Here is a 23,986-nt window from a genome sequence, read left to right on the forward strand (position 1 = left end):
CGAACGCAGCGTTTCGGAAAGCGAAGAGCGCCGCGCGCTGATGCTGCCGCAGGAATTGAAAGGAATGAGTCAGGACAGTGAAATTATCCTTTACGAAGGTATGGCACATCCGGCGAAGGTAAACAAGATTCGCTACTATCAGGATGGAATGTTTACCAAACGGCTGAAGGGGGCGGTGAAGGTAGCCTCGTTGAAAGGTGGGTAGCAATAAGTAAAGTAAGGTCGTCTGAAAACGGGTTAGGATTGGTTTTCAGACGAATTGCTATTATTCTGATATAAAATAGAAAGCAATGATTGAATCGATATTTTTCTTGGGAATTAGTAAATGAAAATATTTATACCAGAATTTTTTAAAATAACTTTGTATGGGTTTGCTGGTATTATATTATAGCGCTATTGATAATATTCCTGATTAGAAGCTATATGTTACATGAATCTCCGCACAGTTTAAAAATATGGCATGATACATCTGCAAAAAATGTTATTCTGGAGAAGTTAACAGTTAATAATAGAGAGGTTTTTAACGCAATAGGATATAGATTGGATAAAAAGGACTGGAATAGTATGCAGGTAGAAAGTCCTGAAATTAAGATTTCTTCCTCGAGTCAAAATATATCTATTCAATTTAATCTATCTGTGGATGGAAAACTTGACAGGCACAATGTAAAGTTCAAACTGAAGGACAATATTGTTCGATACGAGTAACTTTTGTAAATTCCAAAAACGTACATTGTGTATGTGATGGAATGGATTATTAATTTGGATTAAATAAGGTAACTTATGTCAAAAAAACTGTCCCTTATTGGTGAACGTATGAAGCAACCAATAGCTTTAGAAAAGAAGATTGCTATTGTAAGCGTTGTTTTGAGTCTGTTATTGCCTTTGGCTTATTTAATCTATATCAACATAAGATACTATGGATACTTTTCGATAGATCGGAGTCTTATTGAAAATTTACTTGGTTTTTGGGTTTCTATTGCAGCGAGTTATTGCTTATATATGCGTTTACGCAGCGGGGCAGTAATTGGCGCAATATTTCTTTCATTGGTTTTGTATTGTTGGATGGCATATGATATTTTGACTTCTATAGATACCAAAGCAGGCATTGCATGGATTTTCTATTATATTTAGGGACTGTTTTGTTTTATAAGTTCAATTTATCCTTCAATTAAGAAGCCAAGATTTTTTACAAAATCAGCATGGAGTGCATTTTTTGCAGCGATTGCAACCAATTTATTCGGTACAATTTTAATAATTTTCCTCTGTGTATTAGGAAAGCAAATATTATGATCGAATTTTTTATCAAGGATAAATTATGTTTATTGCACTTGAGAATGGTTAAAATCAGGTGTTACCAATGCGGAATATTTACCAAACCGCGTTAAAATTAAGGAATAAATATTATGAGGTTGATACCTAAAAAGACCATTCTTTGGGCTGGAAGTCTAGCGGTAGTTTTGTCGTTGACCCAGTGTGATTTGGTGAAGGTTTACTTGTCCCAAGCACTTTTCCCTGCCGAGGTCGTTCCCTTCCCTATGGGGGAAGGTAAAACAGTCAGCTATACGGTGGATTCGTGGGCGAAGAAGCGTTATGTTATTAGCTTAAAGACTGAATACCGGAATGAGGCTGCTATAAACCAGGAAGAAAGAATGAAGATACCCTATAATATTTCTATTAACTGTTATTACCTGCAAAATGGGCAGGAAATATTAATTTACAAAGATAGGCGTTCGGATAAAACAGATGAATTCCACTGGTTTGATGGCGGTAATGGCTGGGAACTTATCCATCCACACAACCCTGACGCAGTAGGAAGAAGCAATATCAGAGGCGGTTTCGATGCCCCCTACGGCAAATACCGCTGCGATTTTAAAGACGAAAGCCCGCCTGAAATCAAGATGCATTTGCAAGCATCCGGTATTGTTGCCACCTATCTTGAAATCTCACCTTATATTGCACTATTTTATTAAGAAAGGAAATATATGACTGCCGGAACTTACAGGCTTACTGTAAAATTTGCTCCTTCAGGAGTACCACATTTTAATCAAGACAAAGGTAAATGGGAAACATCCACTTGGGGGCATGTCTGGCTGGAAGCACGAAAACCTGGCGAAGCGTTGGATGCCAAACCGTCCTTTTGCGCCGGCTGGTCAACAGGTGAGAGTATATTTGCCAAAGGTGGAGATAATCTCGGCGAACATGACTGGGAGTATTATAAAAATGGGAATGGCAAAACAATCAGTTCTATTACCGTCGATATTGATAAGGCGCAGTTTGACAAACTGGTCCCGTATCCTAATTTAGCGGCAGGAGGAAAAATCCCAGGTTTCAGCAAAAGATATAGTGCAGACGATAATTCCTGTATTGACTTTTCCGGCAAAGGATTGGGCTTCATCGGTTTGGCGGACAAGAATTTCGACGGCAGCGGTCTTTTCTGGTCCCGTCCCGACAAACAGGTCAATGCCTTTTTGGAACAGATTGCCGAAAACCGCAGCAAGGGCGCGGCATTGGTGGTAGAACATCGCGGACGCAGTTATACATTCGCTGAAAACGAAAGGGACGTTAAAAAATTCTGGGAAACCATAGACCCATATTGGTATCTTGCTCAAGACCAAGATGGTCGGAACATAAATTTCTCAATTCAAGATATGCCGATATTCGCCCAAAACATATACCATCAGGGCAAAGAATGTTTCGTTGATTTTTGTCGACATGAAAACATCCCTTACCGTGAAGAAGATTTGGACAGGATTGGCATATCGATGGCGGCGGCAGGTTACGCACAAGGGCTGCGCGGTGTGTCGCTGATTGATGTTGACGAACGCACCAGGGAAATCAGTATCGCCCACGAATCTCCCGACCTAAATGAGGCGGTGGTCAATATGGATAAGGCAGCCGTTACCCCGACAGCAGAAAGCCTGAATCAAATCCAGCAGACGGCGCAGCAGTTTGAATATGAAACGCAACAAAGGCAGTTGGCGCAATCCCAATCGCGTGGCATGATGATTTCGTAAGCGAAGATGCTGAACCGAATCGAAAGGTCTTAATCTTTCTACTAAGTCTCAAAAGGCCGTCTGAAACACCGGCAATCGGGTTTCAGACGGCCTTTGCGTATTGTTTTGCGGTATAATTCCCAACATCTTTATTCATTGTTTTTAAAAGCACAAACCATGACACGCAAAATCCTTGTCACTTCTGCGCTGCCGTATGCCAACGGCAGCATCCACCTCGGCCATATGGTCGAACACATCCAAACCGACGTTTGGGTACGCTTCCAAAAACTGCGCGGCCACGAATGCTACTACTGCTGCGCCGACGATACCCACGGCACGCCCGTGATGCTTGCCGCGCAAAAACAAGGCATCGCGCCTGAAGACATGATTGCCAAAGTGCGCGAAGAGCACCTCGCCGACTTTACCGGTTTCAACATCGGTTACGACAATTATTACAGCACCCACTCCCCTGAAAACAAACAGTTTTCCCAAGACATTTACCGCGCTCTGAAAGCCAACGGCAAAATTGAAAGCCGCGTCATCGAGCAGCTTTTCGACCCTGAAAAACAAATGTTCCTGCCCGACCGCTTCGTCAAAGGCGAATGCCCCAAATGCCACGCCCAAGACCAATACGGCGATAACTGCGAAGTCTGCGGCACGACCTATTCCCCGACCGAACTGATCAACCCGTATTCCGCCGTTTCCGGCGCCAAACCCGAATTGCGCGAATCCGAACACTTCTTCTTCAAACTGGGCGAATGCGCCGACTTCCTCAAAGCATGGACTTCCGGCAACAACCTGCATGACGGTAAGCCCCATCTGCAACCTGAAGCCCTCAACAAAATGAAAGAATGGCTGGGCGAAGGCGAAGAAACCACCCTGTCCGACTGGGACATCTCCCGCGACGCGCCGTATTTCGGTTTTGAAATCCCCGACGCGCCGGGCAAATACTTCTACGTCTGGCTGGACGCGCCTGTCGGCTACATGGCGTCGTTTAAAAACCTGTGCGACCGCATCGGCATCGATTTCGACGAATACTTTAAAGCCGGCAGCCAAACCGAGATGTACCACTTCATCGGCAAAGACATCCTCTATTTCCACGCCCTGTTCTGGCCTGCCATGCTGCATTTCTCCGGCCACCGCGCCCCGACCGGCGTGTACGCACACGGCTTTTTGACCGTGGACGGACAAAAAATGTCCAAATCGCGCGGCACCTTCATCACCGCCAAATCCTATCTGGAACAAGGCCTGAACCCTGAGTGGATGCGCTACTACATCGCCGCCAAACTCAACAGCAAAATCGAAGACATCGATTTGAACCTGCAAGACTTTATCAGCCGCGTCAACAGCGACCTCGTCGGCAAATACGTCAACATCGCCGCCCGCGCTTCAGGTTTCATCGCCAAACGCTTTGAAGGCCGTCTGAAAGACGTTGCCGACAGCGAATTGCTGGCAAAACTCGCCGCACAAAGCGAAGCCATTGCCGAATGCTACGAAAGCCGCGAATATGCCAAAGCCCTGCGCGATATCATGGCCTTGGCGGACATTGTCAACGAATACGTTGATGCCAACAAACCTTGGGAACTCGCGAAACAAGAAAGCCAAGACGCACGCCTGCACGAAGTATGCAGCGAGCTCATCAACGCCTTTACCATGTTGACCGCCTACCTCGCCCCCGTATTGCCGAAAGTGGCCGAAAACGCCGCCAAATTCCTGAATTTGGAAGCCATCACTTGGGCAAATACACGCAAAACCTTGGGCGAACACGCCATCAACAAATACGAACACCTCATGCAACGAGTGGAGCAAAAACAAGTGGACGATTTAATCGAAGCCAACAAACAAAGTATCGCAGCAGCAGCCACGCCTGCCGCCGAAGAGAGCAAATACGAAAAAGTCGCCGAACAAGCGAGCTTCGACGACTTCATGAAAATCGACATGCGCGTCGCGAAAGTATTGAACTGCGAAGCCGTCGAAGGCAGCACCAAACTCCTGAAATTCGACCTCGATTTCGGTTTTGAAAAACGCATCATCTTCTCCGGCATCGCCGCGTCTTACCCAAATCCTGCCGAATTGAACGGCCGCATGGTCATCGCCGTCGCCAACTTCGCCCCGCGCAAAATGGCAAAATTCGGCGTATCCGAAGGCATGATCCTCTCCGCCGCCACGGCAGAGGGCAAACTGAAGCTCCTCGATGTCGACGCAGGCGCACAGCCCGGGGATAAAGTGGGCTAAGGCTTATCCAAACCATAAGGAGAAACCATGTTAAACCTTTCCGCACCGGTACTTAAAGAAATCGAATTGCTTAATGATGCAGGCTTATCGGTTGGCGCTATTATTACAGTATTGCGTCTGAAGTTTCCGGTAGAACTCCATGATCGGGAGGACAAACAAATTGAAGAAGCCGTGCTTCTCATGATCAATCCGCCGCGAAAAGCACCGTCTCTTTCCCGCTAAGGTAGCGATACCGGTTGAAAGGTAAATTTGGTTATGCTTCAACAAAAGGCCGTCTGAAACTTTCAGACGGCCTGAGACCTTTGCAAAATTCCCCAAAATCCCCTAAATTCCCACCAAGACATTTAGGGGATTTCTCATGAGCACTTTCTTCCGGAAAACCGCACAAGCCATGATCGCCAAACACATCGACCGCTTCCCACTATTGAAGTTGGATCAGGTGATTGATTGGCAGCCGATCGAGTAGTACCTGAATCGTCAAAGAACCCGTTACCTTCGAGACCACCGCGGCCGTCCCGCCTATCCACTGCTATCCATGTTCAAAGCCGTCCTGCTCGGCCAATGGCACAGCCTCTCCGATCCCGAACTCGAACACAGCCTCATTACCCGCATCGACTTCAACCTGTTTTGCCGCTTTGACGAACTGAGCATCCCCGATTACAGCACCTTATGCCGCTACCGTAACTGGCTGGCGCAAGACGACACCCTGTCCGAATTGCTGCAACTGATTAACCGCCAACTGACCGAAAAAGGCTTAAAAATAGAGAAAGCATCTGCCGCCGTCATTGACGCCACCATTATTCAGACCGCCGGCGGCAAACAGCGTCAGGCCATAGAAGTTGATGAGGAAGGACAAGTCAGCGGCCAAACCACACCGAGCAAAGACAAAGATGCCCATTGGACAAAGAAAAACGGTTTATACAGACTCGGTTACAAACAACATACCCGCACCGATGAGGAGGGCTATATCGAGAAACTGCACATCACTCCCGCCAATACCCATGAGTGCAACCACCTGTCGCCTTTGTTGGAGGACATTGCCGAAGGTACGACTGTCTATGCCGACAAAGGCTACGACAGTGCGGAAAACCGGCAACATCTGAAAAAGCACCAGTTGCTGGACGGTATTATGCGCAAAGCCCACCGCAACCGTCCGCTGACGGAAGCGCAAACCAAACGCAACCGATATTTGTCGAAGACCCGTTATGTGGTCGAACAAAGCTTCGGTACGCTGCACCGTAAATTCCGCTATGCGCGGGCAGCCTATTTCGGGCTGCTCAAAGTGAGTGCGCAAAGCCATCTGAAGGCGATGTGTTTGAACCTGTTGAAAGCGGCTAACAGGCTAAGTGTGCCTGTTGCCGCCTAAAAGGCGGCCCGGATGCCTGATTATCAGGTATCCGGGGAGGATTAAGGTGACATTTGGGTAAAATTAGGAGTGATTGGAGGCGAAAACAGCCGAAAACCTGTGTTTGGGTTTCGGTTGCTGGGGGGAAAGGAATTTTGCAAAGGTCTCAAACTTTTTCTCAAGCTGTGATGTGTATACAAGAAATGTTGGATGATACGCAGGTTGTTATTGATGTGGAAAAAGGGCACATCCACTTTGGTACGGTTTGCGTGGAAAATCTGACTCCTCGAGAATTTTCCGTCTATCTGACAATGGCGCAACTGTGTATAGACGGCCGGAAAATCAAGCAGGAAGAAGAGGAAGAATTCGCATGCTTGGTTTGGGCAAACTATAAAAATCGCCGCAAAAAATCTGATGAGATTACATTGGAAAAATGGTTGGAAGACGATGGCGTGAAATTAGGCTCGTTCTTTTGGGCTCGATTCGGCGAAGACCGCTCAAATATTGCGAAGAAATTCCGCAAGGTTATGGGGGAATACGGCAAACAATTTAATCCATGCGGAGGGAAAACGTAATAAGCTGTATTATTTGCCTCTAGAGCCATCTTCTATCGATATTCAAAACAAATGATAGCCCAAGCAAAGGCCGTCTGAAACTTTCAGACGGCCTTTTTATTTATCCAAACGCTTATTTTCGTTAAAACTTTATCTCAACAATTCATCGGTAACGCGTTGCAGAAATTCGATGCGCTCGGGTTTGGCTTCGCCGGATTCGGCAGCGGCTTTGACGGCGCAGCCGGGTTCGGCGCGGTGGGTGCAGTTGTGGAAACGGCACTGGCCGATGAGGTGGCGCAGGTCGGGGAAGTATTGCAACAGGTCGGCGGCTTGGAGATGGTGTAGGCCGAATTCTTGCAGGCCGGGGGAGTCGATGAGTCGGGTTTCTGCGTTTAAATCGTATAGTTGGGCGTGGGTGGTGGTGTGTTTGCCGGAGTCGAGCGCGGTGGAAATGTCGCCGGTGCGGGCGGCTTGGTTGCCGAGTAGGGCATTGGTCAGGGTGGACTTGCCCATGCCGCTTTGTCCGAGCAGGATGTTGGTTTGCCCTTCTAAAATAGGGCGCAGGATGTCGGCATTTTCCAATGCGTTGGTTTCGACCACGGAGTAGCCGAGGGTTTCGTAGAATTTGAGTTTCTCGCGCCATTGGGCGGTTTCGGGCAGGTCGGCTTTGTTGAGGACGATAACGGCGTTAATGCCGGCCGCTTCTGCCGCGAGGAGGGCGCGTTGCAACAGGGCCTCGCTGGGTGAGGGGCTCGCGGCAGTTACGATAAGGAGTTGGGTAACGTTGGCGGCAATCAGTTTGGTTTTCCATGCGTCTTGGCGGTAGAGCAGGCTTTCGCGCGGAAGATAGTCTTCAATCACAACTTGTTCGCCGTTGATGGGGCTGATGCGGACTTGGTCGCCGCAGGCAAAATCGACGCGTTTTTTGCGGGTGGTGGCGTCATATGTTTGGCCGTCGAGGGTGCGGACAATATAGCGGCGGCCATAGCTGGTAATGATTTGGGCGGTATCGGTCATGATGGGGTTTATTGTTTGGAATGGTGTGATTGTACCGAAAGTCGGCTATGGCCGTCTGAAAACTTGTTTGCACCTTTTAACTTTCTTTGGCTTGGTTTTTTGGTGTTTCTGCCCTATATTTGCAATGTATTTGTTTTCAGGAGATTTTTTATGGATTTCAGTCAGTTGCTCAATCAGGTTTTGGGTGCGGCTCAAAAAGGCGGCAAAGCGGTTGCGGAGAGCCCGCTCAATTCTTTCGGCGGCGGCGCACTGACGGGTGCTTTGGCATCAATGCTGTTGAAAAAGAAAAATACGAAGAAGCTGGTCAAGGCCGGTTCGGTCGCTGCTTTGGGTTTTCTGGCTTATAAAGGCTATCAAAACTGGAAACAAAACCGCCAGCAGGAAGAATTGCCGCAAAGTGCGTTCCAACCTGCCGGTCTGATTGGTGAAAACCACAGCCGTGTGATTTTGCAAACGATGATTGCGGCGGCGGCTTCAGACGGCCTGATTGACGATGCGGAACGCGCGGCGATTGAGCGTGAAAGCGGCAGCGATGCGGAAACGGCGGCATGGTTGCAGGCGGAATATGCGCAACCGGCCTCTATCGAGCAAATTGCGGCTGCGGTCGGCAGCGACGAGGCTTTGGCAGCCGAAACTTATCTGGCGGCCAGATTGGTCTGTGCGGACTTGTCGCGCAAGGAAATCGTGTTCCTGAGCCGTTTGTCCCAAGCTTTGAATTTGGACGACCAACTGGTCGAAAGCTTGGAAAAACAGCTCGAATTGGTTTAAACTTGATTTTAAAGGCCGTCTGAAACCTGATTTCAGACGGCCTTTCGACCTCATTTCGGAGTAAAATAACCCTTTCGACATATTAAAGGCTGTCTGAACATGAATAAACTTTTTTCCACATTCAAAACGTTTTTAGCCGCTTCGTCCGTCTTGGTATTGGCTGCCTGTCCAAGCGGCAACGCGCCGCAATCCAAACCTTCTACGCAGGGTCAAAATACGGTTTCACATACTGCACCCAAACCGAAAGCCACGGTTGCGCTGGCTTTGGGCGGCGGCGCGTCCAAAGGCTTTGCCCATATCGGAATTATTAAGGTTTTGAAAGAAAACAATATTCCGGTCAAAATTGTTACCGGCACATCCGCGGGCTCGATTGTCGGCAGTATGTACGCTTCGGGAATGTCGCCCGACCGCCTCGAATTGGAAGCGGAAATTTTGGGTAAAACCGATTTGGTGGATTTGACCTTGTCCACCAGCGGCTTCATCAAAGGCGAAAAACTGCAAAACTACATCAATCGCAAAGTCGGCAACCGCCCGATGCAGCAGTTCCCCATCAAATTTGCCGCCGTTGCGACCGATTTTGAAAGTGGCAAACCGGTGGTGTTTAACGTCGGCAATGCCGGACAGGCCGTCCGTGCTTCTGCGTCGATTCCGAACGTGTTCCAACCTGTCGTCATCGGCAACCGCAAATATGTAGACGGCGGCCTGTCGCAGCCCGTACCGGTCAGCGCGGCGAAAAAACTGGGTGCAAACTTCATCATTGCCGTCGATATTTCCGCCCGTCCGGCCAAAAACGTCAGCCAAGGCATGTTCTCCTATCTTGACCAAACCTTCAACGTAATGAGTCAAACTGCGTTGCACCAAGAATTAGGACAAGCCAATGTAGTCATCAAACCGCAGGTTTTGGAGCTGGGTTCGGTTGGCGGCTTCGACCAAAAACAACGCGCCATCCAATTGGGCGAACAGGCCGCTCGCGCCGCCCTGCCTGAAATCAAACGTAAACTGGCGGCATATCAGTATTAATCATCCGCCGTTTGAACAGGCCGTCTGAAAGTATGTTTTTCAGACGGCCTTTCTTGTGCAAATCTGCTAAAATCACGCGTTTCCTACAAATCATAAAATCCTAAAAAAATGAATATCTTTTACGAAGAGTCCGGCCAATTCAAAGTTGCCTCCATCGTCCAAAAAAACGACGCCACCTACCAAGTCGATACCCAACACGGCAAACGCACCAAAGTGAAGGCAAACAATGTCTTTGCCGAGTTTGACGGCGATATGGCGGCGTTTTTGGAGAACGCGCAGGCACAGGCGGCGGACATCGACACCGATTTATTGTGGGAAGTATGCAGCGAAGAGGAATTTACCGCCGAAACCATCGCCGAAGAATATTACGGCCATGCGCCGACCAAAACCGAGCTGGCGGCAACTTTGATTGCGCTTTACGCCGCGCCGATGTATTTCTATAAAAAAGCCAAAGGCGTGTTCAAAGCCGCACCCGAAGAAACCTTAAAACAAGCGCTTGCCGCCATCGAACGCAAAAAACAGCAAGACGCGCAAATCGACGCTTGGGCGGAAGCCTTAAAACGCGGCGAGATGCCGTCTGAAATCGCGGCGGATTTGAAAACCATCTTACACGCGCCCGACAAGCAGTCGCTGACCTACAAAGCCTTTACCAAAGCCGCCGACGAGCTGAAAATCTCCGCCTACGAACTGGCGAAAAAAACAGGCGGCATTACGTCCATTCCCCAATACCTGCAAGACGGGTTTGAAATCAAATACTTCCCCAAAGGAACAGGCTTCCCCGACCTTCCGCTTCCTGAAATGCCCGACTTGCCCAAGGCCGACGTTACCGCCTTTTCCATTGACGACGAATCGACCACCGAAGTGGACGATGCCTTGAGCCTGACCGACTTGGGCAACGGCATGAAGCGCGTCGGTATCCACATCGCCGCGCCGTCGCTTGCCATTAAGCAAGGCGACAAAATGGAAAAAAACATCATGGAACGCTTGAGCACGGTTTATTTCCCCGGCGGCAAAATTACCATGTTGCCCGAAAACTGGATTGCCGCGTTCAGCCTTGATGCAGGCGCATACCGCCCTTCCATCAGCATTTATTTTGATGTGGACAGCGAGTTCAACGTCGGCACGCCAACCTGCAAAATCGAAGCGGTCAACATCGCCGAAAACCTGCGCATTCAAACCATCGAGCCGCATTTCAACGCCGAAACCGGCTTGGACGAAGCGGGCGAAATGATGTTCGCCCACCATCAAGACCTGATTTGGTTCTATCAATTCGCCATCGCCCTGCAAAAAGCGCGCGGCAAATACGAGCCCGACCGTGCGCCGCAATACGATTACAGCATCGAATTGGATGAAGAAGGCAACGTATCCGTCGTCCGCCGCGAACGCGGTTCGCCCATCGATACGCTGGTCAGCGAGATGATGATTCTTGCCAACAGCACTTGGGCGCAAATGCTGGACGAAAACGAGCTGCCCGGCCTTTTCCGCGTCCAACCGGCAGGCAAAGTGCGCATGAGCACCAAATCCGAGCCGCACATCGGCATGGGCGTGCAGCATTACGGCTGGTTTACCTCGCCGCTGCGCCGCGCCGCCGACTACATCAACCAAAAGCAGCTGATCAGCCTGATCGACGATACTGCCGAGCCGCTGTATCAAAACAGCGATGCCGAGCTTTTCGCCGCGCTGCGTGACTTTGATACCGCCTATACAGCCTACGCCGATTTCCAACGCCAAATGGAAGCCTACTGGAGCCTCGTCTATCTGCAACAGCAAGGCACGAGTGAGCTGACGGCCACCATCCTCAAAGAAGACCTCGTCCGCATTGAAGGCCTGCCGCTGGTAACGCGCGCGACCGGTATTCCGTTTGACGCGCTGCCCAAATCACAGGCATTGTTTAAAATCACTGAATTGGATGCCGAGAAGCAGTTTATCGCGCTCAACTATCAAAAAGCCGTTTTACCGGGCTGATAACGTTATCCCGTTTGAAAAAAGGCCGTCTGAACAAAGAAACAGAAATCTTTGATTTCGTTTTCATCCCTGTTCAGACGGCCTTCATCATCTAAAAATGCTACAATTCCCCTTTTCTGCCCATCATTTCAAACCATGAAAAAAAACGCCCCCCAATCCTTTGAAGAAGCCTTATCCCGCCTCGAAACCCTGACCCAGGCCATGCAAAGCAGCGAAATGCCGCTGGAAGACGCTTTGGCCGCCTATCAGGAAGGCAACGAATTGGTCAGATACTGCCAAACCAAATTGGCGGAAGTCGAGCAGAAACTGCAAGTCTTGGATGCCGGCGAACTGAAGGAGTTGAACCTTGAACCCGGCGAATGAACTCAAAACATGGCAGCAAAAAGCCCAAGCGCAAACCGAATTGCTACTGGCGCATTTTTTGCCGTCTGAAAGCCAAGTGCCGCACACGCTGCACGAAGCCATGCGTTACGTTACCCTCGGCGGCGGCAAACGGCTGCGCCCCCTCTTGGTGCTGGCTGCGTCCGAATTGGGCGAAGTAAACCAAAACGCCGTCGAGCAGGCGATGGCGGCCATCGAAATGGTGCATGTCTATTCGCTGGTTCACGACGATATGCCGGCAATGGACAACGACAGCCTGCGCCGCGGCAAACCGACCTGCCATGTGCAATACGATGAAGCAACTGCCCTTTTGGTCGGCGATGCGCTGCAAACCCAAGCCTTTGATGTACTGAGCCGTCCGACCGGCCTGCCTGCCGAACGCCAGCTTGCCATGTTGTCCACGCTGGCCCAGGCATCCGGCAGCCTCGGCATGGCGGGCGGACAAGCCATCGACCTTGCCAATGTCGGCAAAGCCATGAATCAGGCCGAATTGGAACAGATGCACAGCCTCAAAACCGGCGCACTCATCCGCGCGGCCGTGGCCTTAGGCGCACTTTCCTGCCCAGACTTAACACCGGCGCAAATCCAAACCTTAGACCACTACGCCGCCAAATTGGGCCTGGCTTTCCAAGTAATCGATGATGTATTGGACTGCGAAGCCGATACCGCCACCTTGGGCAAAACCGCCGGTAAAGACTCGGACAACGACAAACCAACCTACGTCAAACTGATGGGCCTGCAGGCCGCGCGTACTTACGCAGAAACGCTGATTGCAGAAGCCGTTGCCCTGATCGATCCATTCGGCGACAAAGCCCTGCGCCTGCGCCAACTGGCCGAGTTTGTTACCGCACGGAAAAACTAAACCCGTAAATAAATAAAGGCCGTCTGAAACCTGATTTTAGGTTTCAGACGGCCTTTTTAACAGCCTGTTTGGCTGGATCAACCGAATGCTGAGTCTTTCAAAATACGGCTCAGAAATCCCCCGCAAACTGCGTTTACAAGCCTCAGCCTGTCTGTTTAATCCAATAGGGCATCTACGAACGCTTTGGCATTAAACGGACGCAAATCGTCGATACCTTCGCCTACGCCGATGTAGCGGACAGGAACAGGGCGGTCGGAGGCAAGGGCGGCAAGGATACCGCCTTTAGCCGTACCGTCTAGCTTGGTGACGATAAGGCCGGTCAGACCCAGCGCTTCGTCAAAGGCTTTCACTTGGTTGACAGCGTTTTGCCCGATATTGGCATCAAGCACGACGATGATTTCATGTGGCGCATCAGGCATGGCTTTTTGTAACACGCGCTTCACTTTTTTGATTTCTTCCATCAAATGAAGCTGCGTCGGCAGACGACCGGCTGTATCGGCAAGCACGATGTCGATCCCGCGCGCTTTGGCGGCTTGGACGGCATCGAAGCAAACGGCTGCGGAATCGCCTGTGGTTTGCGAAATCACGGTCACATTATTGCGCTCGCCCCAAGCTTGAAGCTGCTCACGCGCGGCGGCACGGAAAGTATCGCCTGCCGCCAGCAACACAGATTTGCCCTGTGCTTGGAAGTATTTGGCCAATTTGCCGATAGACGTGGTTTTGCCTGCGCCGTTAATACCGGCAAGCATAATCACGAAAGGCTCCTTGGTTTCCGGCAAGATCAAAGGTTTTTCCAAAGGCTTAATCAAGTCGTATAGCGCATCTTTCAGCGCGCCGCGTAATTCGTTGCCGTCTTTGAGGCCTTTGAGGCTGACACGGTCGCGCACGTCTTTCATCAAGTATTCGGTGGCTTCCATGCCCATATCGCTGGTAATCAGCACGGTTTCCAGCTCTTCGTACAAATCCTCGTCGATCTGTCCGCCACCGAACACGCCTGCCAATGATTTTGCCATTTTGTCGCGTGATTTGGTCAAGCCTTGTTTCAAACGCGCAGCCCAACTGAGCTTGTGTTCTTCTACCGGAGCAGGGGCTTCAGCCGGTGTTTCTGCAACGGCTTCTTGAACTTGCTCGACAGCTTCACTAACTGCCTCAACAGCTTCTTCTTTTACCGCTTCGGCTTGCTCTACTACTTCCTCAGCAGCCTCGGCCACTTCAGACGGCATCTCGGCAACGGTTTCTTGAACCTGTTCAACAGCCTCGCTGAGGGTTTCAACAGCTGCTTCTTTTACGGCTTCAGTCTGTTCTGCCATTTCTTCAGCAGCCTCAGCTACTTCAGACGGCATCTCGACAACGGTTTCTTGAACCTGTTCAACAGCCTCGCTGACAGTTTCAACGGCCGCTTCTTTTGCCGCTTCAACGTGTTCTTCTACTTTCTCAACTGTTTCAGACGGCATTTCGGTTAAAGCTTCCCGAACCTGTTCGACGGTTTCACTGGCAGTTTCAACAGCCGATTCGACAACTGATTCAACATGCCCTTTGACGTTTTCTGCTAAAGATTCGGAATCTTCTTTAATATTTTCAACTACTTGAGCAACTTCAGATTCTACTTTTGCTGCGGTTTCCTGAACTTGAGCCTCCTCAGGAGCCGGAGTTTCCTGTTTTTTCTTGCGACGGAAGAAGCTGAACATTAAATTTTCCTTTTAATTTTAGAAACTTGAAATAGGGAGTATTGTAGCGTATTTTACGTGGCAAGGTCGTCTGAAAATCAAGGTTGTCAGGTTTTGGCATTTCCAACGTCTAACGAAACAAACCATCCATACAGGAAACATAGAGATGAATCCCCGCACATTATTTTCACTTTGCACCAAGTTCGGCTGCCTGCTTGCGCTTGGCGCCTGCTCATCCAAAATGATGGATACCGAAGCCGCAACCGTACCGCAGGCATTGTCCTCGTTGAAAACCCCTGACAACCGCCCTGCCGGTGTTTTCCTGAAAAAAGACAAACCTACCCTGATTAAATTTTGGGCAAGTTGGTGTCCTTTGTGTTTGTCCGAACTGGGGCAGACCGAAAAATGGGCGCAAGATGCAAAATTCGGTTCTGCCAACCTGATTACCATTGCCTCGCCCGGTTTTCTACACGAGAAAAAAGACGGCGACTTTCAAAAATGGTATGCCGGTTTGAATTATCCTAAGCTGCCCGTCGTTACCGACAACGGTGGCACCATCGCCCAAAGCCTGAATATCAGTGTTTACCCTTCGTGGGCATTAATCGGCAAAGACGGCGACGTGCAGCGCATCGTCAAAGGCAGCATCAACGAAGCGCAGGCATTGGCGTTAATCCGCGATCCCGATGCCGATTTAGGCCGTCTGAAAAACACATTTTACAAACCCGACACACAGAAAAAGGATTCAGCAATCATGAATACGCGCACCATCTACCTCGCCGGTGGCTGCTTTTGGGGCTTGGAAGCCTATTTCCAACGCATAGACGGCGTGATTGACGCCGTATCCGGCTACGCCAACGGCAAAACGGAAAACCCAAGCTACGAAGACGTGTCCTACCGCGATACGGGCCATGCCGAGACCGTCAAAGTCACCTACGATGCCGACAAACTCAGCCTAGACGACATCCTGCAATACTATTTCCGCGTCGTTGACCCGACCAGCCTCAACAAACAAGGCAACGACACCGGCACGCAATACCGCAGTGGCGTGTACTACACCGACCCCGCCGAAAAAGCCGTCATCGCCGCCGCACTCAAACGCGAGCAGCAAAAATACAAACTTCCCCTCGTCGTCGAAAACGAGCCGCTGAAAAACTTCTACGACGCCGAGGAATACCATCAGGACTACCTGATTAAAAACCCGAACGGCTACTGCCACATCGACATCCGCAAAGCCGACGAACCGCTGCCGGGCAAAAGCAAAGCCGCCCCGCAAGGCAAAGGCTTCGACGCGGCAACGTATAAAAAACCCAGCGATGCCGAACTCAAACGCATCCTGACCGAAGAGCAATACCAAGTTACCCAAAAAAGCGCGACCGAATACGCCTTCAGCCACGAATACGACCATCTGTTCAAACCTGGCATTTATGTGGACATTGTCAGCGGCGAACCCCTGTTCAGTTCCGCCGACAAATTCGATTCCGGCTGCGGCTGGCCGAGCTTCACCCGTCCGATTAACGCTGCCGCCGTTACCGAACATGACGATTTCAGCTACAACATGCGCCGCACCGAAGTGCGCAGCCATGCCGCCGATTCGCACTTGGGACACGTCTTCGCCGACGGTCCGAAAGACAAAGGCGGCCTGCGCTATTGCATCAACGGCGCAAGTTTGAAATTCATTCCTTTGGAAGAAATGGACGCAGCCGGCTACGGGGCATTGAAAGACAAAGTGAAATAACGGTTTGAATCGAAAAAGGCCGTCTGAAAAAGATTTCAGACGGCCTTTTTAATTTGTCGGATGCAAAGGGTTGGTTTCTTATCTATCAAAAAATCCCAATAACTAAGAAAGTGCACCCTACAAAAACCTTTTAAATTCGTTTTGCCAACTCTTCAGCTTTGCCCACATACAACGCAGGGGTCAGCTCAAGCAATTTGGCTTTGGCTTCTGCCGGAATTTCCAACGACTCGATAAAGAGTTTCAACACTTCAGGCGTAATGCCGTCTTTACCGCGTGTCAGGTCTTTCAGCTTCTCGTAAGGATTGGCCACGCCGTAACGACGCATTACGGTTTGGATCGGCTCGGCCAGCAGCTCCCAAGTAGCGTCCAAATCGGCAGCAAGGGCGACAGGATTCGGCTCAAGCTTGTTCAGACCGCGCAGATGGGCGGCAAAGCCCAATACGGTATAGCCCACGCCTACGCCCATATTGCGCAATACGGTGCTGTCGGTCAGGTCGCGCTGCCAACGGGAAATCGGCAGTTTTTCGGACAAAAAGCCCAATACGGCATTGGCCATACCGAGGTTGCCTTCGGAGTTTTCAAAGTCGATCGGATTGACTTTGTGCGGCATGGTGGAAGAACCGACTTCGCCTGCTTTGACTTTTTGTTTGAAGTAACCCAAAGAAATATAGCCCCAAACATCGCGGTTGAAGTCGATCAGAATCGTGTTGACACGGCTGATGGCTTGGAAGAATTCCGCCATATAGTCGTGCGGCTCGATTTGAATGGTGTAGGGGTTGAAGGTCAGGCCGAGGCTGATTTCAACGAAGTTGCGACAATGGGTTTCCCAATCCACATCGGGATAAGCGACCATATGGGCATTGTAATTGCCGACTGCGCCATTGATTTTGCCGAGGAACTCTTGCGCTTGCAGGTTTTTAAACTGACGTTGCAGGCGGTACACGACATTGGCGATTTCTTTACCCAATGTGCTTGGTGTAGCAGGCTGGCCATGCGTACGGCTCATCATAGGGACGGCAGCCAACTCATGCGCCATGCCGGTCAACTTCTCGATGATTTCGGCCAGTTTCGGCAGCAAAACAGCCTCACGCGCTTCTTGCAGCATTAAAGCGTGGGACAGGTTGTTGATGTCTTCGCTGGTGCAGGCAAAGTGGATGAACTCGCTGGCAGCAGCCACTTCAGGCACGCCGGAGAAGCGTTCTTTAAGCCAATATTCGATGGCTTTGACATCGTGATTGGTGGTCGCCTCAATGGCTTTGACGGCGGCGGCATCTTCAAGCGAGAAGTTTTCGATCACTTTGTCGATTTCGGCAAGCGTAAAATCGCTGAAAGCAGGAACTTCTGCAATCTTAGGCTCGGCGGCAAGAGCTTTGAGCCAGTTTAATTCAACTTTGACACGCGCACGCATCAGGCCGTATTCGGAGAAAATCGGACGCAATGCTTCAACGGATTTGGCGTAGCGGCCATCTAATGGGGAAAGTGCAGCGATAGGGTTAATCATGTCGGATCTTCCTATGGGATGAAAACCAAATTGTTTGCAATTATACATGATTTTACACTTCAAGGCCGTCTGAAAAACAGGTTTCAGACGGCCTTTTCAGCGTATTTTTCATAAATTTCTTTTCAGAGGTTCAACTTTGCAAAATCGATTTACGATATATGCCATCTTCACGGATAATATCGACTGACTTTCTGTAAATAATGAGGTTTTATGAATATCAAACGTTTTTCCCTAGCTGCAACCGTATTTGCGGCTTTGATGTTGAGTGCCTGTGAAACAACAACCACATCGAGCAGCGGCGGCAGCTGGACCAATATCGGCACCATCTCTGAAGGCAACATCAAAGTGGCCATTGATAGAAGCAGCATTAAAAGAAATGGCGCACTGGTTACTTTCCGCGATAAAAAAACCGTTTCCAAACTGAAAGAGGAACGTTTCGTCAATACGCCGGCCTATAAAACAGCCATCGGCAGCTGGGAAATTCATTGCTCAAACAAAACCTATCGTCTGGCAGCGCTACAACTGATGGACGAACACGGCCGGGTCATTTCCAACCAAAGCTATACGCCGACCAGCATCCGCCCAATGAGCGTCATGAGCGGTACGATTACTGAAAAACAATACGAAACTGTGTGCGGACATAAGCTTTAATCCACACTTATTCACAAAGTTATCCACAGTTTAAATATTTAAAAGGCCGTCTGAATGCTTTGAATATCAAGTTTCAGACAGCCTTTTTATGTTTTTATGGAAATTTATCTTCAAATTTATCCACAAATTTTGTTTATTCAAAAATAATTTATTACAGCGATTCATTTACGCTCAAAATTTGCTTCATTCTTTGCAAGAGTATTTCACAAAATACTGCTTTCTACTCTATTTACTGACTTACTATCTGCTTAATCGATCTGTATTTACAGACTGCTATGCATCAAACTGGATCTGCACTTAATGCTTTTCACAAAAGTATTCCAATCTCTTGGAAAAAATTTGCTTCTCAAATAAATGCCTTTCCTTTAATGATACAGCCCTTCTTTAACGCAGCCTTACCCCTGTTTCTCCGTCAATAATCTGGCTAGGCGTTTTCTGCTTACCTATCAATCCACCTACAACCCAGACTTTCCTGCCAAATTGTCTTCTAACTTCCCTTTCCGTTTTGCACGCCCGTTTTCCTGCACGATTGCATGAAGTAGAGACTAAAGGCTTTTCCAAAACCTGACACAAACGCCTTGCACCTGCGTGCGCAGGAACCCTGACAGCCAATTTACTGCGTCCTTTCCCCCGCAATGAGGACAATACTTTTTTGCCGGCCGGCAATAAGAAAGTTTTCGGAGCCGGCCATGCTTCATGCAGCATGGTTTGGATATTTTCAGACGGCCTTTGCAGCAAAGGTTGCAACTGTTCCAAGCTATGTCCAATGACAATCATGCCTTTGTGTTGCGGTCGTTTTTTCAGATGAATCAGTTGATTGAGCGCTTTGGGCAAAGTAGGGATACAACCCAAGCCATAGCAAGACTCGGTAGGATAGGCGACCAAACCGCCTTTTTTAAGATGCGCCTGCAGCCTGCGTTGGGCTGCAGCCGATAAAATTCTGGGGAACATCATCATAATACCAAGGCCGTCTGAAACTGCGATTGTCGGACAATCTGTGTTTAGACGGCCTATTTCTATTCATTATTAACGGTTGATGGCTTTATCGGCAATGTCTTTACGGTATTGCATACCGTCAAAATGGATTGTTTCCAATGCCTCATAAGCCTTGCTTTTAGCTTGTGCAACATCATCGCCCAAACCGACTACACACAACACACGGCCGCCGTTGGTTACAACTTCGCCTTTTTCATTCGTTGCAGTACCGGCATGGAAAACTTTACCAGTTTGATTGGCCTTATCCAAGCCGAAGATCACATCGCCTTTTTTTGGAGAATCAGGATAATTTTGTGCAGCCAACACTACGCCTACTGCAGTCTGCGGATTCCATTCGGCAGAAACACTATCCAGTTTGCTGTCGATTGCCGCTTCAACCAAGTCCACTAAATCGCTATCCAAACGGCTCATAATCGGCTGGGTTTCAGGGTCGCCGAAACGGCAGTTAAATTCGATGGTATAAGGCGCACCGCTTTTATCAATCATCAAGCCTGCGTATAAAAAGCCGGTAAATTCATGACCTTCTGCTTTCATACCGGCCACGGTCGGCAAAATAATTTCATTCATCGCGCGTTCATATACGTCAGGCGTTACCACCGGAGCAGGGCTGTATGCGCCCATACCGCCGGTATTAGGGCCTTTGTCGTCATCCAACAGGCGTTTATGGTCTTGACTAGTTGCCATCGGCAAAACATGATTGCCGTCCACCATAACGATAAAGCTTGCTTCCTCGCCTTGCAAGAAGTCTTCAATCACGACACGCGCGCCTGCATTGCCCATTTTGTTGCCCAACAACATATCGTCAATAGCGGCATGGGCTTCATCCAAAGTCATGGCGACAATCACGCCTTTACCGGCAGCCAAACCATCCGCTTTAATAACAATCGGCGCACCTTTTTGGTTGACGTAATCATGTGCCGCATCGGCATTTTCAAAGGTTTGGTATTGCGCGGTTGGAATGTTATATTTTGCCATAAACGCTTTAGCAAAATCTTTTGAACTCTCCAGCTGGGCCGCGTATTGAGTCGGGCCAAAAATCTTCAATCCAGCAGCACGGAAGTCATTCACCACACCCGCAGCCAAAGGAGCTTCAGGGCCGACTACAGTAAAAACAATATTTTCATTACGGCAAAAATCAATCAAATCTTGATGCGCCGTTAATGCGATATTCTGCAGTTTAGGCTCAATTGCCGTCCCGGCATTACCAGGTGCAACAAAGACAGTTTCTACTTTAGACGACTGCGCCAATTTCCAAGCCAGTGCGTGTTCACGTCCACCATTACCAATAACGAGCAATTTCATACCATCTCCTTGAAGAATAGATGTTGTAAATAAAATTCAATTGATGGAATATTGTTCCATCTTGCATAGCTGTTTCAAATTAAGAATAATATTGCACCAAGACAACCATACTCTAATTTCAAACAACGAAAGGAAAATCATGCAAAAACGTATTGACGAAATTCAAAGCAAATACCGCGAATGGTGTGAATTACTGCCGCAACTGGAAACAGATATCGCCCGCTGGAAATATGCTGCAAGCCTAATGCAAGATATGGATGACTTCTATACCAACGAATATCAAGCATGCCATCAAGCCATTGAAGAAGGGGCAGATGTTGATTTGCGAACACAGGGCGAATACAGCATTATGAGCGAAGATGCCCTATGGAACGCACTGGGAGAATTTCATCAACTGGCTTGGGAACACCTACGCTCAAGCGTAAATGCTTTAGACAGATACCAAGGCTAAAACATCAAAGGCCGTCTGAAACTTTTGATTTCTCAAATATGTTCAGACGACCTTTTATTCAAACGGCTTTTCAGTATCTACTTCAATTTGGCGCGTATTTTTCCAAGCAGCAATACAAGCTTCATAATCGGCCAACGCTATTTTCACTGTCAACTTACAATCCAGCTGCAAATCCTGTTCCACAATATCGGCCTGATATTGTTTGGCAATCCGTATAGCCTCATTCAAAACAGGATATTCACACTTCAACCAAACTGTCTTTTCGACATTCTTTTCAACAATTTCAGCTATCACCAATGCCTGAGCTGTTGATTCCTTATAAGCATGAATCAGACCGGGAACACCCAATAGCGTACCGCCAAAATAGCGTACAACCACAACCAACACATCCGTTACGCCGACAGAATCAATCTGCCCCAGAATAGGACGGCCTGCGCTTCCAGACGGTTCTCCATCATCGTTTGCACGAAACTGCATTCCATCCACACCCAATCGATAGGCGTAACACCAATGTCGCGCCTTGTGATGCTCTTCCTTTAATAGGTCGAGATATTTCTTCACATCGGCTAAAGTGCGAATCGGATAGGCATATGCAATGAAGCGACTGCCTTTATCTTTAAATTCAGCCTGTGTCGGAGTGGTAATGGTTTTATAGGTCGTAATCATGCCAAAATATTTTCAGACGGCCTTATATAGCAAAGGCCGTCTGAACGTTTCACGTGAAACATTAGTTTTTCAGTGCTTCAATCAATTGAGGCACAACTTCAAACAAATCACCAACCAAACCGTAATCTGCCACATTGAAAATCGGAGCGTCAGCATCTTTGTTGATGGCAACAATCACTTTACTGTCCTGCATACCGGCAACGTGCTGGATGGCTCCGGAAATACCGATAGCAAAGTACAGTTGAGGCGCAACCACTTTACCGGTTTGTCCAACTTGAGCATCGTTTGGCGCATACTCGGCATCCACTGCCGCACGGGAAGCACCAATCGCGGCACCCAAAACATCCGCTAATGGAGTCAACACTTCATTGAATTTTTCAGCACTGCCCAATGCACGGCCACCGGAAACAATCACTTTTGCCTGAGTCAATTCAGGGCGGTCAGACTGGGAAAGTTGACGGTTTACGAAACGGCTCAGGTTTTGAGCAGGCGTTGCCTCAACATTGACCACTTCTGCATTACCGCCTTGTCCGGCAGCATCAAAAGCGGTTGCACGGAAAGTCAGCACCAGTTTTTCAGAATTGGATTGAACGGTTTCAAATGCATTACCGGCATAAATCGGACGGACAAATGTCGAGTTATCCACAACTTCGGTTAAATCAGAAACTTGCGGCACATCCAACAGGGCAGCAACCCGGGGCAGAAGATTTTTACCGAACGCAGTTGCAGTCGCAGCCACATAGCGGTAATCCGCAGCCAATTTAACAACCAAAGGCGCTAATTCTTCTGCCAAACCTTCAGCGTAATAGGGCGCATCGGCTACCAAAACTTTCGCTACGCCTGCAACCTGTTTCGCTTCTTCAACCACCGCAGCAGCATTGCTGCCTGCAACCAATAAATCTACATTACCCAATTTGGCGGCAGCCGTTACCGCATGCAAAGTGGCAGGATTCAAATGTTGGTTATTATGTTCCGCAATAATCAATACGCTCATTTCATACTCCTTAGATCACTTTGGCTTCGTTTTTCAGCTTTTCAACCAACTCGGCAACATCAGCCACTTTCACACCGGCTTGACGTGCTTTAGGTTCGGCAAATTTCACGGTATTCAAACGTGGAGAAATATCCACAGCCAAATCGGCAGGACTTAATTTTTCCAAAGGCTTTTTCTTTGCCGCCATGATATTAGGAAGTTTGACAAAGCGTGGTTCGTTCAAACGCAAATCTGCACTGATGACCGCAGGCAGCTTCAACGCAACAGTCTCTTCGCCGCCGTCAATTTCACGGGTTACCAATGCTTCTTCGCCTTCAACTTGCACTTTTGATGCAAAAGTACCTTGAGCCGCATTCAACAACGCCGCCAGCATTTGGGCGACTTGATTGGCGTCATCGTCAATTGCCTGTTTACCCAACAGTAAAATTTGCGGATTTTCTTTATCCGCAACAGCTTTCAGCAATTTCGCAACGGCCAAAGGCTCCAACTTCGCATCAGTCTCAACATGAACCGCACGGTCGGCACCCATCGCCAAAGCAGTACGCAACGTCTCTTCACATTTTTTCTCGCCAAGAGAAACAGCAACAATCTCGCTTACTTTTCCGGCTTCTTTCAAACGGACAGCTTCTTCTACCGCGATTTCATCAAACGGGTTCATCGACATTTTGACATTACCGATATCCACATCGGAACCATCGGCTTTCACACGAACTTTGACGTTGTAGTCCACTACGCGCTTTACTGCGACCAGTGCTTTCATTCAATTCTCCTAAAAAGAATGTCCATCAAATCAAGCATACTGCTTTTGATACATTCTTTATATAAAATCCAATTCGGTTTTTACCAACATAATAAAACCAAATTTATATAAATCTTGGCAAAT

The 23,986-nt window shown here is 48.7% G+C and carries 23 protein-coding genes and 1 pseudogene; 16 read left to right on the forward strand and 8 right to left on the reverse strand.

Going from position 1 to position 23,986, the window contains the following annotated elements:
- The 8 genes and pseudogenes from ACTHS8_RS09610 to ACTHS8_RS09645 all read left to right on the forward strand — a co-directional run.
- Positions 1–205 (forward strand): type IV secretory system conjugative DNA transfer family protein (locus tag ACTHS8_RS09610; RefSeq protein WP_440373576.1); only part of this gene is annotated, 205 nt, incomplete at its 5' end.
- Positions 206–780: 575 nt separating this feature from the next.
- Complete coding sequence (locus ACTHS8_RS09615; RefSeq protein ID WP_440373577.1) at positions 781–1,131, forward strand: hypothetical protein; 351 nt, start codon at positions 781–783, stop codon at positions 1,129–1,131.
- Positions 1,132–1,403: 272 nt separating this feature from the next.
- The gene (locus ACTHS8_RS09620; RefSeq protein WP_440373578.1) at positions 1,404–1,970 is read left to right on the forward strand and encodes a hypothetical protein; all 567 of its coding nucleotides are present in this window, start codon (positions 1,404–1,406) and stop codon (positions 1,968–1,970) included.
- Positions 1,971–1,982: 12 nt separating this feature from the next.
- The gene (locus tag ACTHS8_RS09625; RefSeq protein ID WP_440373579.1) at positions 1,983–3,014 is read left to right on the forward strand and encodes a hypothetical protein; all 1,032 of its coding nucleotides are present in this window, start codon (positions 1,983–1,985) and stop codon (positions 3,012–3,014) included.
- A 156-nt stretch (positions 3,015–3,170) separates the two neighbouring features.
- A complete protein-coding gene (metG, locus tag ACTHS8_RS09630; RefSeq protein ID WP_440373580.1) occupies positions 3,171–5,228 on the forward strand; it encodes a methionine--tRNA ligase in 2,058 nt (685 codons plus the stop codon).
- A gap of 27 nt (positions 5,229–5,255) precedes the next feature.
- Positions 5,256–5,450, forward strand: coding sequence for a hypothetical protein (locus ACTHS8_RS09635; RefSeq protein WP_003747785.1), 195 nt, complete (start codon positions 5,256–5,258; stop codon positions 5,448–5,450).
- Between the two features lie 136 nt (positions 5,451–5,586).
- Positions 5,587–6,594: pseudogene (locus ACTHS8_RS09640) on the forward strand (IS5 family transposase).
- Positions 6,595–6,761: 167 nt separating this feature from the next.
- Complete coding sequence (locus tag ACTHS8_RS09645) at positions 6,762–7,148, forward strand: hypothetical protein (RefSeq protein ID WP_440373581.1); 387 nt, start codon at positions 6,762–6,764, stop codon at positions 7,146–7,148.
- A 129-nt stretch (positions 7,149–7,277) separates the two neighbouring features.
- On the opposite strand, the gene rsgA is transcribed toward ACTHS8_RS09645, so the two are convergent.
- Positions 7,278–8,144 carry a ribosome small subunit-dependent GTPase A gene (rsgA, locus tag ACTHS8_RS09650; protein ID WP_440373582.1) on the reverse strand — a complete coding sequence of 289 codons (867 nt, stop codon included), beginning with the start codon at positions 8,142–8,144 and terminating at the stop codon, positions 7,278–7,280.
- 150 nt (positions 8,145–8,294) lie between these two features.
- On the opposite strand from rsgA, the gene ACTHS8_RS09655 reads away from it, so the two are divergent.
- The 5 genes from ACTHS8_RS09655 to ACTHS8_RS09675 all read left to right on the forward strand — a co-directional run bounded on the left by ACTHS8_RS09655 (position 8,295) and on the right by ACTHS8_RS09675 (position 13,140).
- Positions 8,295–8,912 carry a tellurite resistance TerB family protein gene (locus ACTHS8_RS09655; protein WP_440373583.1) on the forward strand — a complete coding sequence of 206 codons (618 nt, stop codon included), beginning with the start codon at positions 8,295–8,297 and terminating at the stop codon, positions 8,910–8,912.
- Between the two features lie 99 nt (positions 8,913–9,011).
- Positions 9,012–9,932, forward strand: a complete 921-nt coding sequence (locus ACTHS8_RS09660) for a patatin-like phospholipase family protein (RefSeq protein WP_128582433.1) — start codon at positions 9,012–9,014, stop codon at positions 9,930–9,932.
- A gap of 108 nt (positions 9,933–10,040) precedes the next feature.
- Positions 10,041–11,897 carry a ribonuclease catalytic domain-containing protein gene (locus ACTHS8_RS09665; protein WP_440373584.1) on the forward strand — a complete coding sequence of 619 codons (1,857 nt, stop codon included), beginning with the start codon at positions 10,041–10,043 and terminating at the stop codon, positions 11,895–11,897.
- Positions 11,898–12,032: 135 nt separating this feature from the next.
- Entirely contained in the window at positions 12,033–12,260 is a 228-nt protein-coding gene (locus tag ACTHS8_RS09670) for an exodeoxyribonuclease VII small subunit (RefSeq protein WP_003681131.1), read from the forward strand.
- Positions 12,244–13,140 carry a polyprenyl synthetase family protein gene (locus ACTHS8_RS09675; protein WP_440373585.1) on the forward strand — a complete coding sequence of 299 codons (897 nt, stop codon included), beginning with the start codon at positions 12,244–12,246 and terminating at the stop codon, positions 13,138–13,140. The genes ACTHS8_RS09670 and ACTHS8_RS09675 overlap by 17 nt, the downstream gene beginning before the upstream one ends.
- 155 nt (positions 13,141–13,295) lie before the next feature.
- Here ACTHS8_RS09675 and ftsY read toward each other — a convergent pair whose 3' ends face one another.
- Positions 13,296–14,828, reverse strand: a complete 1,533-nt coding sequence (ftsY, locus tag ACTHS8_RS09680; protein WP_440373586.1) for a signal recognition particle-docking protein FtsY — start codon at positions 14,826–14,828, stop codon at positions 13,296–13,298.
- Between the two features lie 145 nt (positions 14,829–14,973).
- On the opposite strand from ftsY, the gene msrAB reads away from it, so the two are divergent.
- Positions 14,974–16,542, forward strand: coding sequence for a bifunctional peptide-methionine (S)-S-oxide reductase MsrA/peptide-methionine (R)-S-oxide reductase MsrB (gene msrAB / locus ACTHS8_RS09685; protein WP_440373587.1), 1,569 nt, complete (start codon positions 14,974–14,976; stop codon positions 16,540–16,542).
- Positions 16,543–16,672: 130 nt separating this feature from the next.
- Here msrAB and purB read toward each other — a convergent pair whose 3' ends face one another.
- The gene (gene purB / locus ACTHS8_RS09690; RefSeq protein ID WP_440373588.1) at positions 16,673–18,043 is read right to left on the reverse strand and encodes an adenylosuccinate lyase; all 1,371 of its coding nucleotides are present in this window, start codon (positions 18,041–18,043) and stop codon (positions 16,673–16,675) included.
- Between the two features lie 210 nt (positions 18,044–18,253).
- Here purB and ACTHS8_RS09695 point away from each other — a divergent pair, with 210 nt between their 5' ends.
- Positions 18,254–18,694 carry a surface-adhesin E family protein gene (locus tag ACTHS8_RS09695; RefSeq protein ID WP_063068604.1) on the forward strand — a complete coding sequence of 147 codons (441 nt, stop codon included), beginning with the start codon at positions 18,254–18,256 and terminating at the stop codon, positions 18,692–18,694.
- 384 nt (positions 18,695–19,078) lie between these two features.
- Here ACTHS8_RS09695 and ACTHS8_RS09700 read toward each other — a convergent pair whose 3' ends face one another.
- Complete coding sequence (locus ACTHS8_RS09700; protein WP_308882040.1) at positions 19,079–19,648, reverse strand: L-threonylcarbamoyladenylate synthase; 570 nt, start codon at positions 19,646–19,648, stop codon at positions 19,079–19,081.
- 72 nt (positions 19,649–19,720) lie between these two features.
- Positions 19,721–20,992, reverse strand: a complete 1,272-nt coding sequence (gene purD / locus ACTHS8_RS09705; RefSeq protein ID WP_440373589.1) for a phosphoribosylamine--glycine ligase — start codon at positions 20,990–20,992, stop codon at positions 19,721–19,723.
- A 139-nt stretch (positions 20,993–21,131) separates the two neighbouring features.
- Here purD and ACTHS8_RS09710 point away from each other — a divergent pair, with 139 nt between their 5' ends.
- Positions 21,132–21,443 carry a DUF4298 domain-containing protein gene (locus ACTHS8_RS09710; protein ID WP_440373590.1) on the forward strand — a complete coding sequence of 104 codons (312 nt, stop codon included), beginning with the start codon at positions 21,132–21,134 and terminating at the stop codon, positions 21,441–21,443.
- Positions 21,444–21,497: 54 nt separating this feature from the next.
- Here ACTHS8_RS09710 and ACTHS8_RS09715 read toward each other — a convergent pair whose 3' ends face one another.
- The 3 genes from ACTHS8_RS09715 to ACTHS8_RS09725 all read right to left on the reverse strand — a co-directional run bounded on the left by ACTHS8_RS09715 (position 21,498) and on the right by ACTHS8_RS09725 (position 23,863).
- Entirely contained in the window at positions 21,498–22,109 is a 612-nt protein-coding gene (locus ACTHS8_RS09715) for an IMPACT family protein (protein ID WP_440373591.1), read from the reverse strand.
- A 61-nt stretch (positions 22,110–22,170) separates the two neighbouring features.
- On the reverse strand, positions 22,171–23,103 hold the full coding sequence (locus ACTHS8_RS09720) for an electron transfer flavoprotein subunit alpha/FixB family protein (RefSeq protein WP_440373592.1): 933 nt from the start codon (positions 23,101–23,103) through the stop codon (positions 22,171–22,173).
- A 10-nt stretch (positions 23,104–23,113) separates the two neighbouring features.
- Positions 23,114–23,863 (reverse strand): electron transfer flavoprotein subunit beta/FixA family protein, encoded by a 750-nt coding sequence (locus tag ACTHS8_RS09725; protein ID WP_283121884.1) that lies wholly within the window; start codon positions 23,861–23,863, stop codon positions 23,114–23,116.
- Positions 23,864–23,986 lie beyond the last annotated feature (123 nt).

The organism is Neisseria sp. P0016.S008 (assembly GCF_051957775.1).
Taxonomy (GTDB): domain Bacteria; phylum Pseudomonadota; class Gammaproteobacteria; order Burkholderiales; family Neisseriaceae; genus Neisseria; species Neisseria flavescens_B.

Excerpts from the sequence above, each read along its gene's own strand:
- ACTHS8_RS09670 (WP_003681131.1), top strand. The coding sequence starts at position 12,033 with ATGAAAAAAAACGCCCCCCAATCCTTTGAAGAAGCCTTATCCCGCCTC.
- ACTHS8_RS09720 (WP_440373592.1), bottom strand. The coding sequence starts at position 23,103 with ATGAGCGTATTGATTATTGCGGAACATAATAACCAACATTTGAATCCT.
- ACTHS8_RS09620 (WP_440373578.1), top strand. The coding sequence starts at position 1,404 with ATGAGGTTGATACCTAAAAAGACCATTCTTTGGGCTGGAAGTCTAGCG.
- ACTHS8_RS09660 (WP_128582433.1), top strand. The coding sequence starts at position 9,012 with ATGAATAAACTTTTTTCCACATTCAAAACGTTTTTAGCCGCTTCGTCC.
- ACTHS8_RS09665 (WP_440373584.1), top strand. The coding sequence starts at position 10,041 with ATGAATATCTTTTACGAAGAGTCCGGCCAATTCAAAGTTGCCTCCATC.
- ACTHS8_RS09615 (WP_440373577.1), top strand. The coding sequence starts at position 781 with ATGTCAAAAAAACTGTCCCTTATTGGTGAACGTATGAAGCAACCAATA.
- ACTHS8_RS09710 (WP_440373590.1), top strand. The coding sequence starts at position 21,132 with ATGCAAAAACGTATTGACGAAATTCAAAGCAAATACCGCGAATGGTGT.
- ACTHS8_RS09700 (WP_308882040.1), bottom strand. The coding sequence starts at position 19,648 with ATGATGTTCCCCAGAATTTTATCGGCTGCAGCCCAACGCAGGCTGCAG.
- ACTHS8_RS09635 (WP_003747785.1), top strand. The coding sequence starts at position 5,256 with ATGTTAAACCTTTCCGCACCGGTACTTAAAGAAATCGAATTGCTTAAT.
- msrAB (WP_440373587.1), top strand. The coding sequence starts at position 14,974 with ATGAATCCCCGCACATTATTTTCACTTTGCACCAAGTTCGGCTGCCTG.
- ACTHS8_RS09645 (WP_440373581.1), top strand. The coding sequence starts at position 6,762 with ATGTGTATACAAGAAATGTTGGATGATACGCAGGTTGTTATTGATGTG.
- ACTHS8_RS09625 (WP_440373579.1), top strand. The coding sequence starts at position 1,983 with ATGACTGCCGGAACTTACAGGCTTACTGTAAAATTTGCTCCTTCAGGA.
- ACTHS8_RS09655 (WP_440373583.1), top strand. The coding sequence starts at position 8,295 with ATGGATTTCAGTCAGTTGCTCAATCAGGTTTTGGGTGCGGCTCAAAAA.
- purD (WP_440373589.1), bottom strand. The coding sequence starts at position 20,992 with ATGAAATTGCTCGTTATTGGTAATGGTGGACGTGAACACGCACTGGCT.
- ACTHS8_RS09715 (WP_440373591.1), bottom strand. The coding sequence starts at position 22,109 with ATGATTACGACCTATAAAACCATTACCACTCCGACACAGGCTGAATTT.
- metG (WP_440373580.1), top strand. The coding sequence starts at position 3,171 with ATGACACGCAAAATCCTTGTCACTTCTGCGCTGCCGTATGCCAACGGC.
- ACTHS8_RS09725 (WP_283121884.1), bottom strand. The coding sequence starts at position 23,863 with ATGAAAGCACTGGTCGCAGTAAAGCGCGTAGTGGACTACAACGTCAAA.
- purB (WP_440373588.1), bottom strand. The coding sequence starts at position 18,043 with ATGATTAACCCTATCGCTGCACTTTCCCCATTAGATGGCCGCTACGCC.
- ftsY (WP_440373586.1), bottom strand. The coding sequence starts at position 14,828 with ATGTTCAGCTTCTTCCGTCGCAAGAAAAAACAGGAAACTCCGGCTCCT.
- rsgA (WP_440373582.1), bottom strand. The coding sequence starts at position 8,144 with ATGACCGATACCGCCCAAATCATTACCAGCTATGGCCGCCGCTATATT.
- ACTHS8_RS09695 (WP_063068604.1), top strand. The coding sequence starts at position 18,254 with ATGAATATCAAACGTTTTTCCCTAGCTGCAACCGTATTTGCGGCTTTG.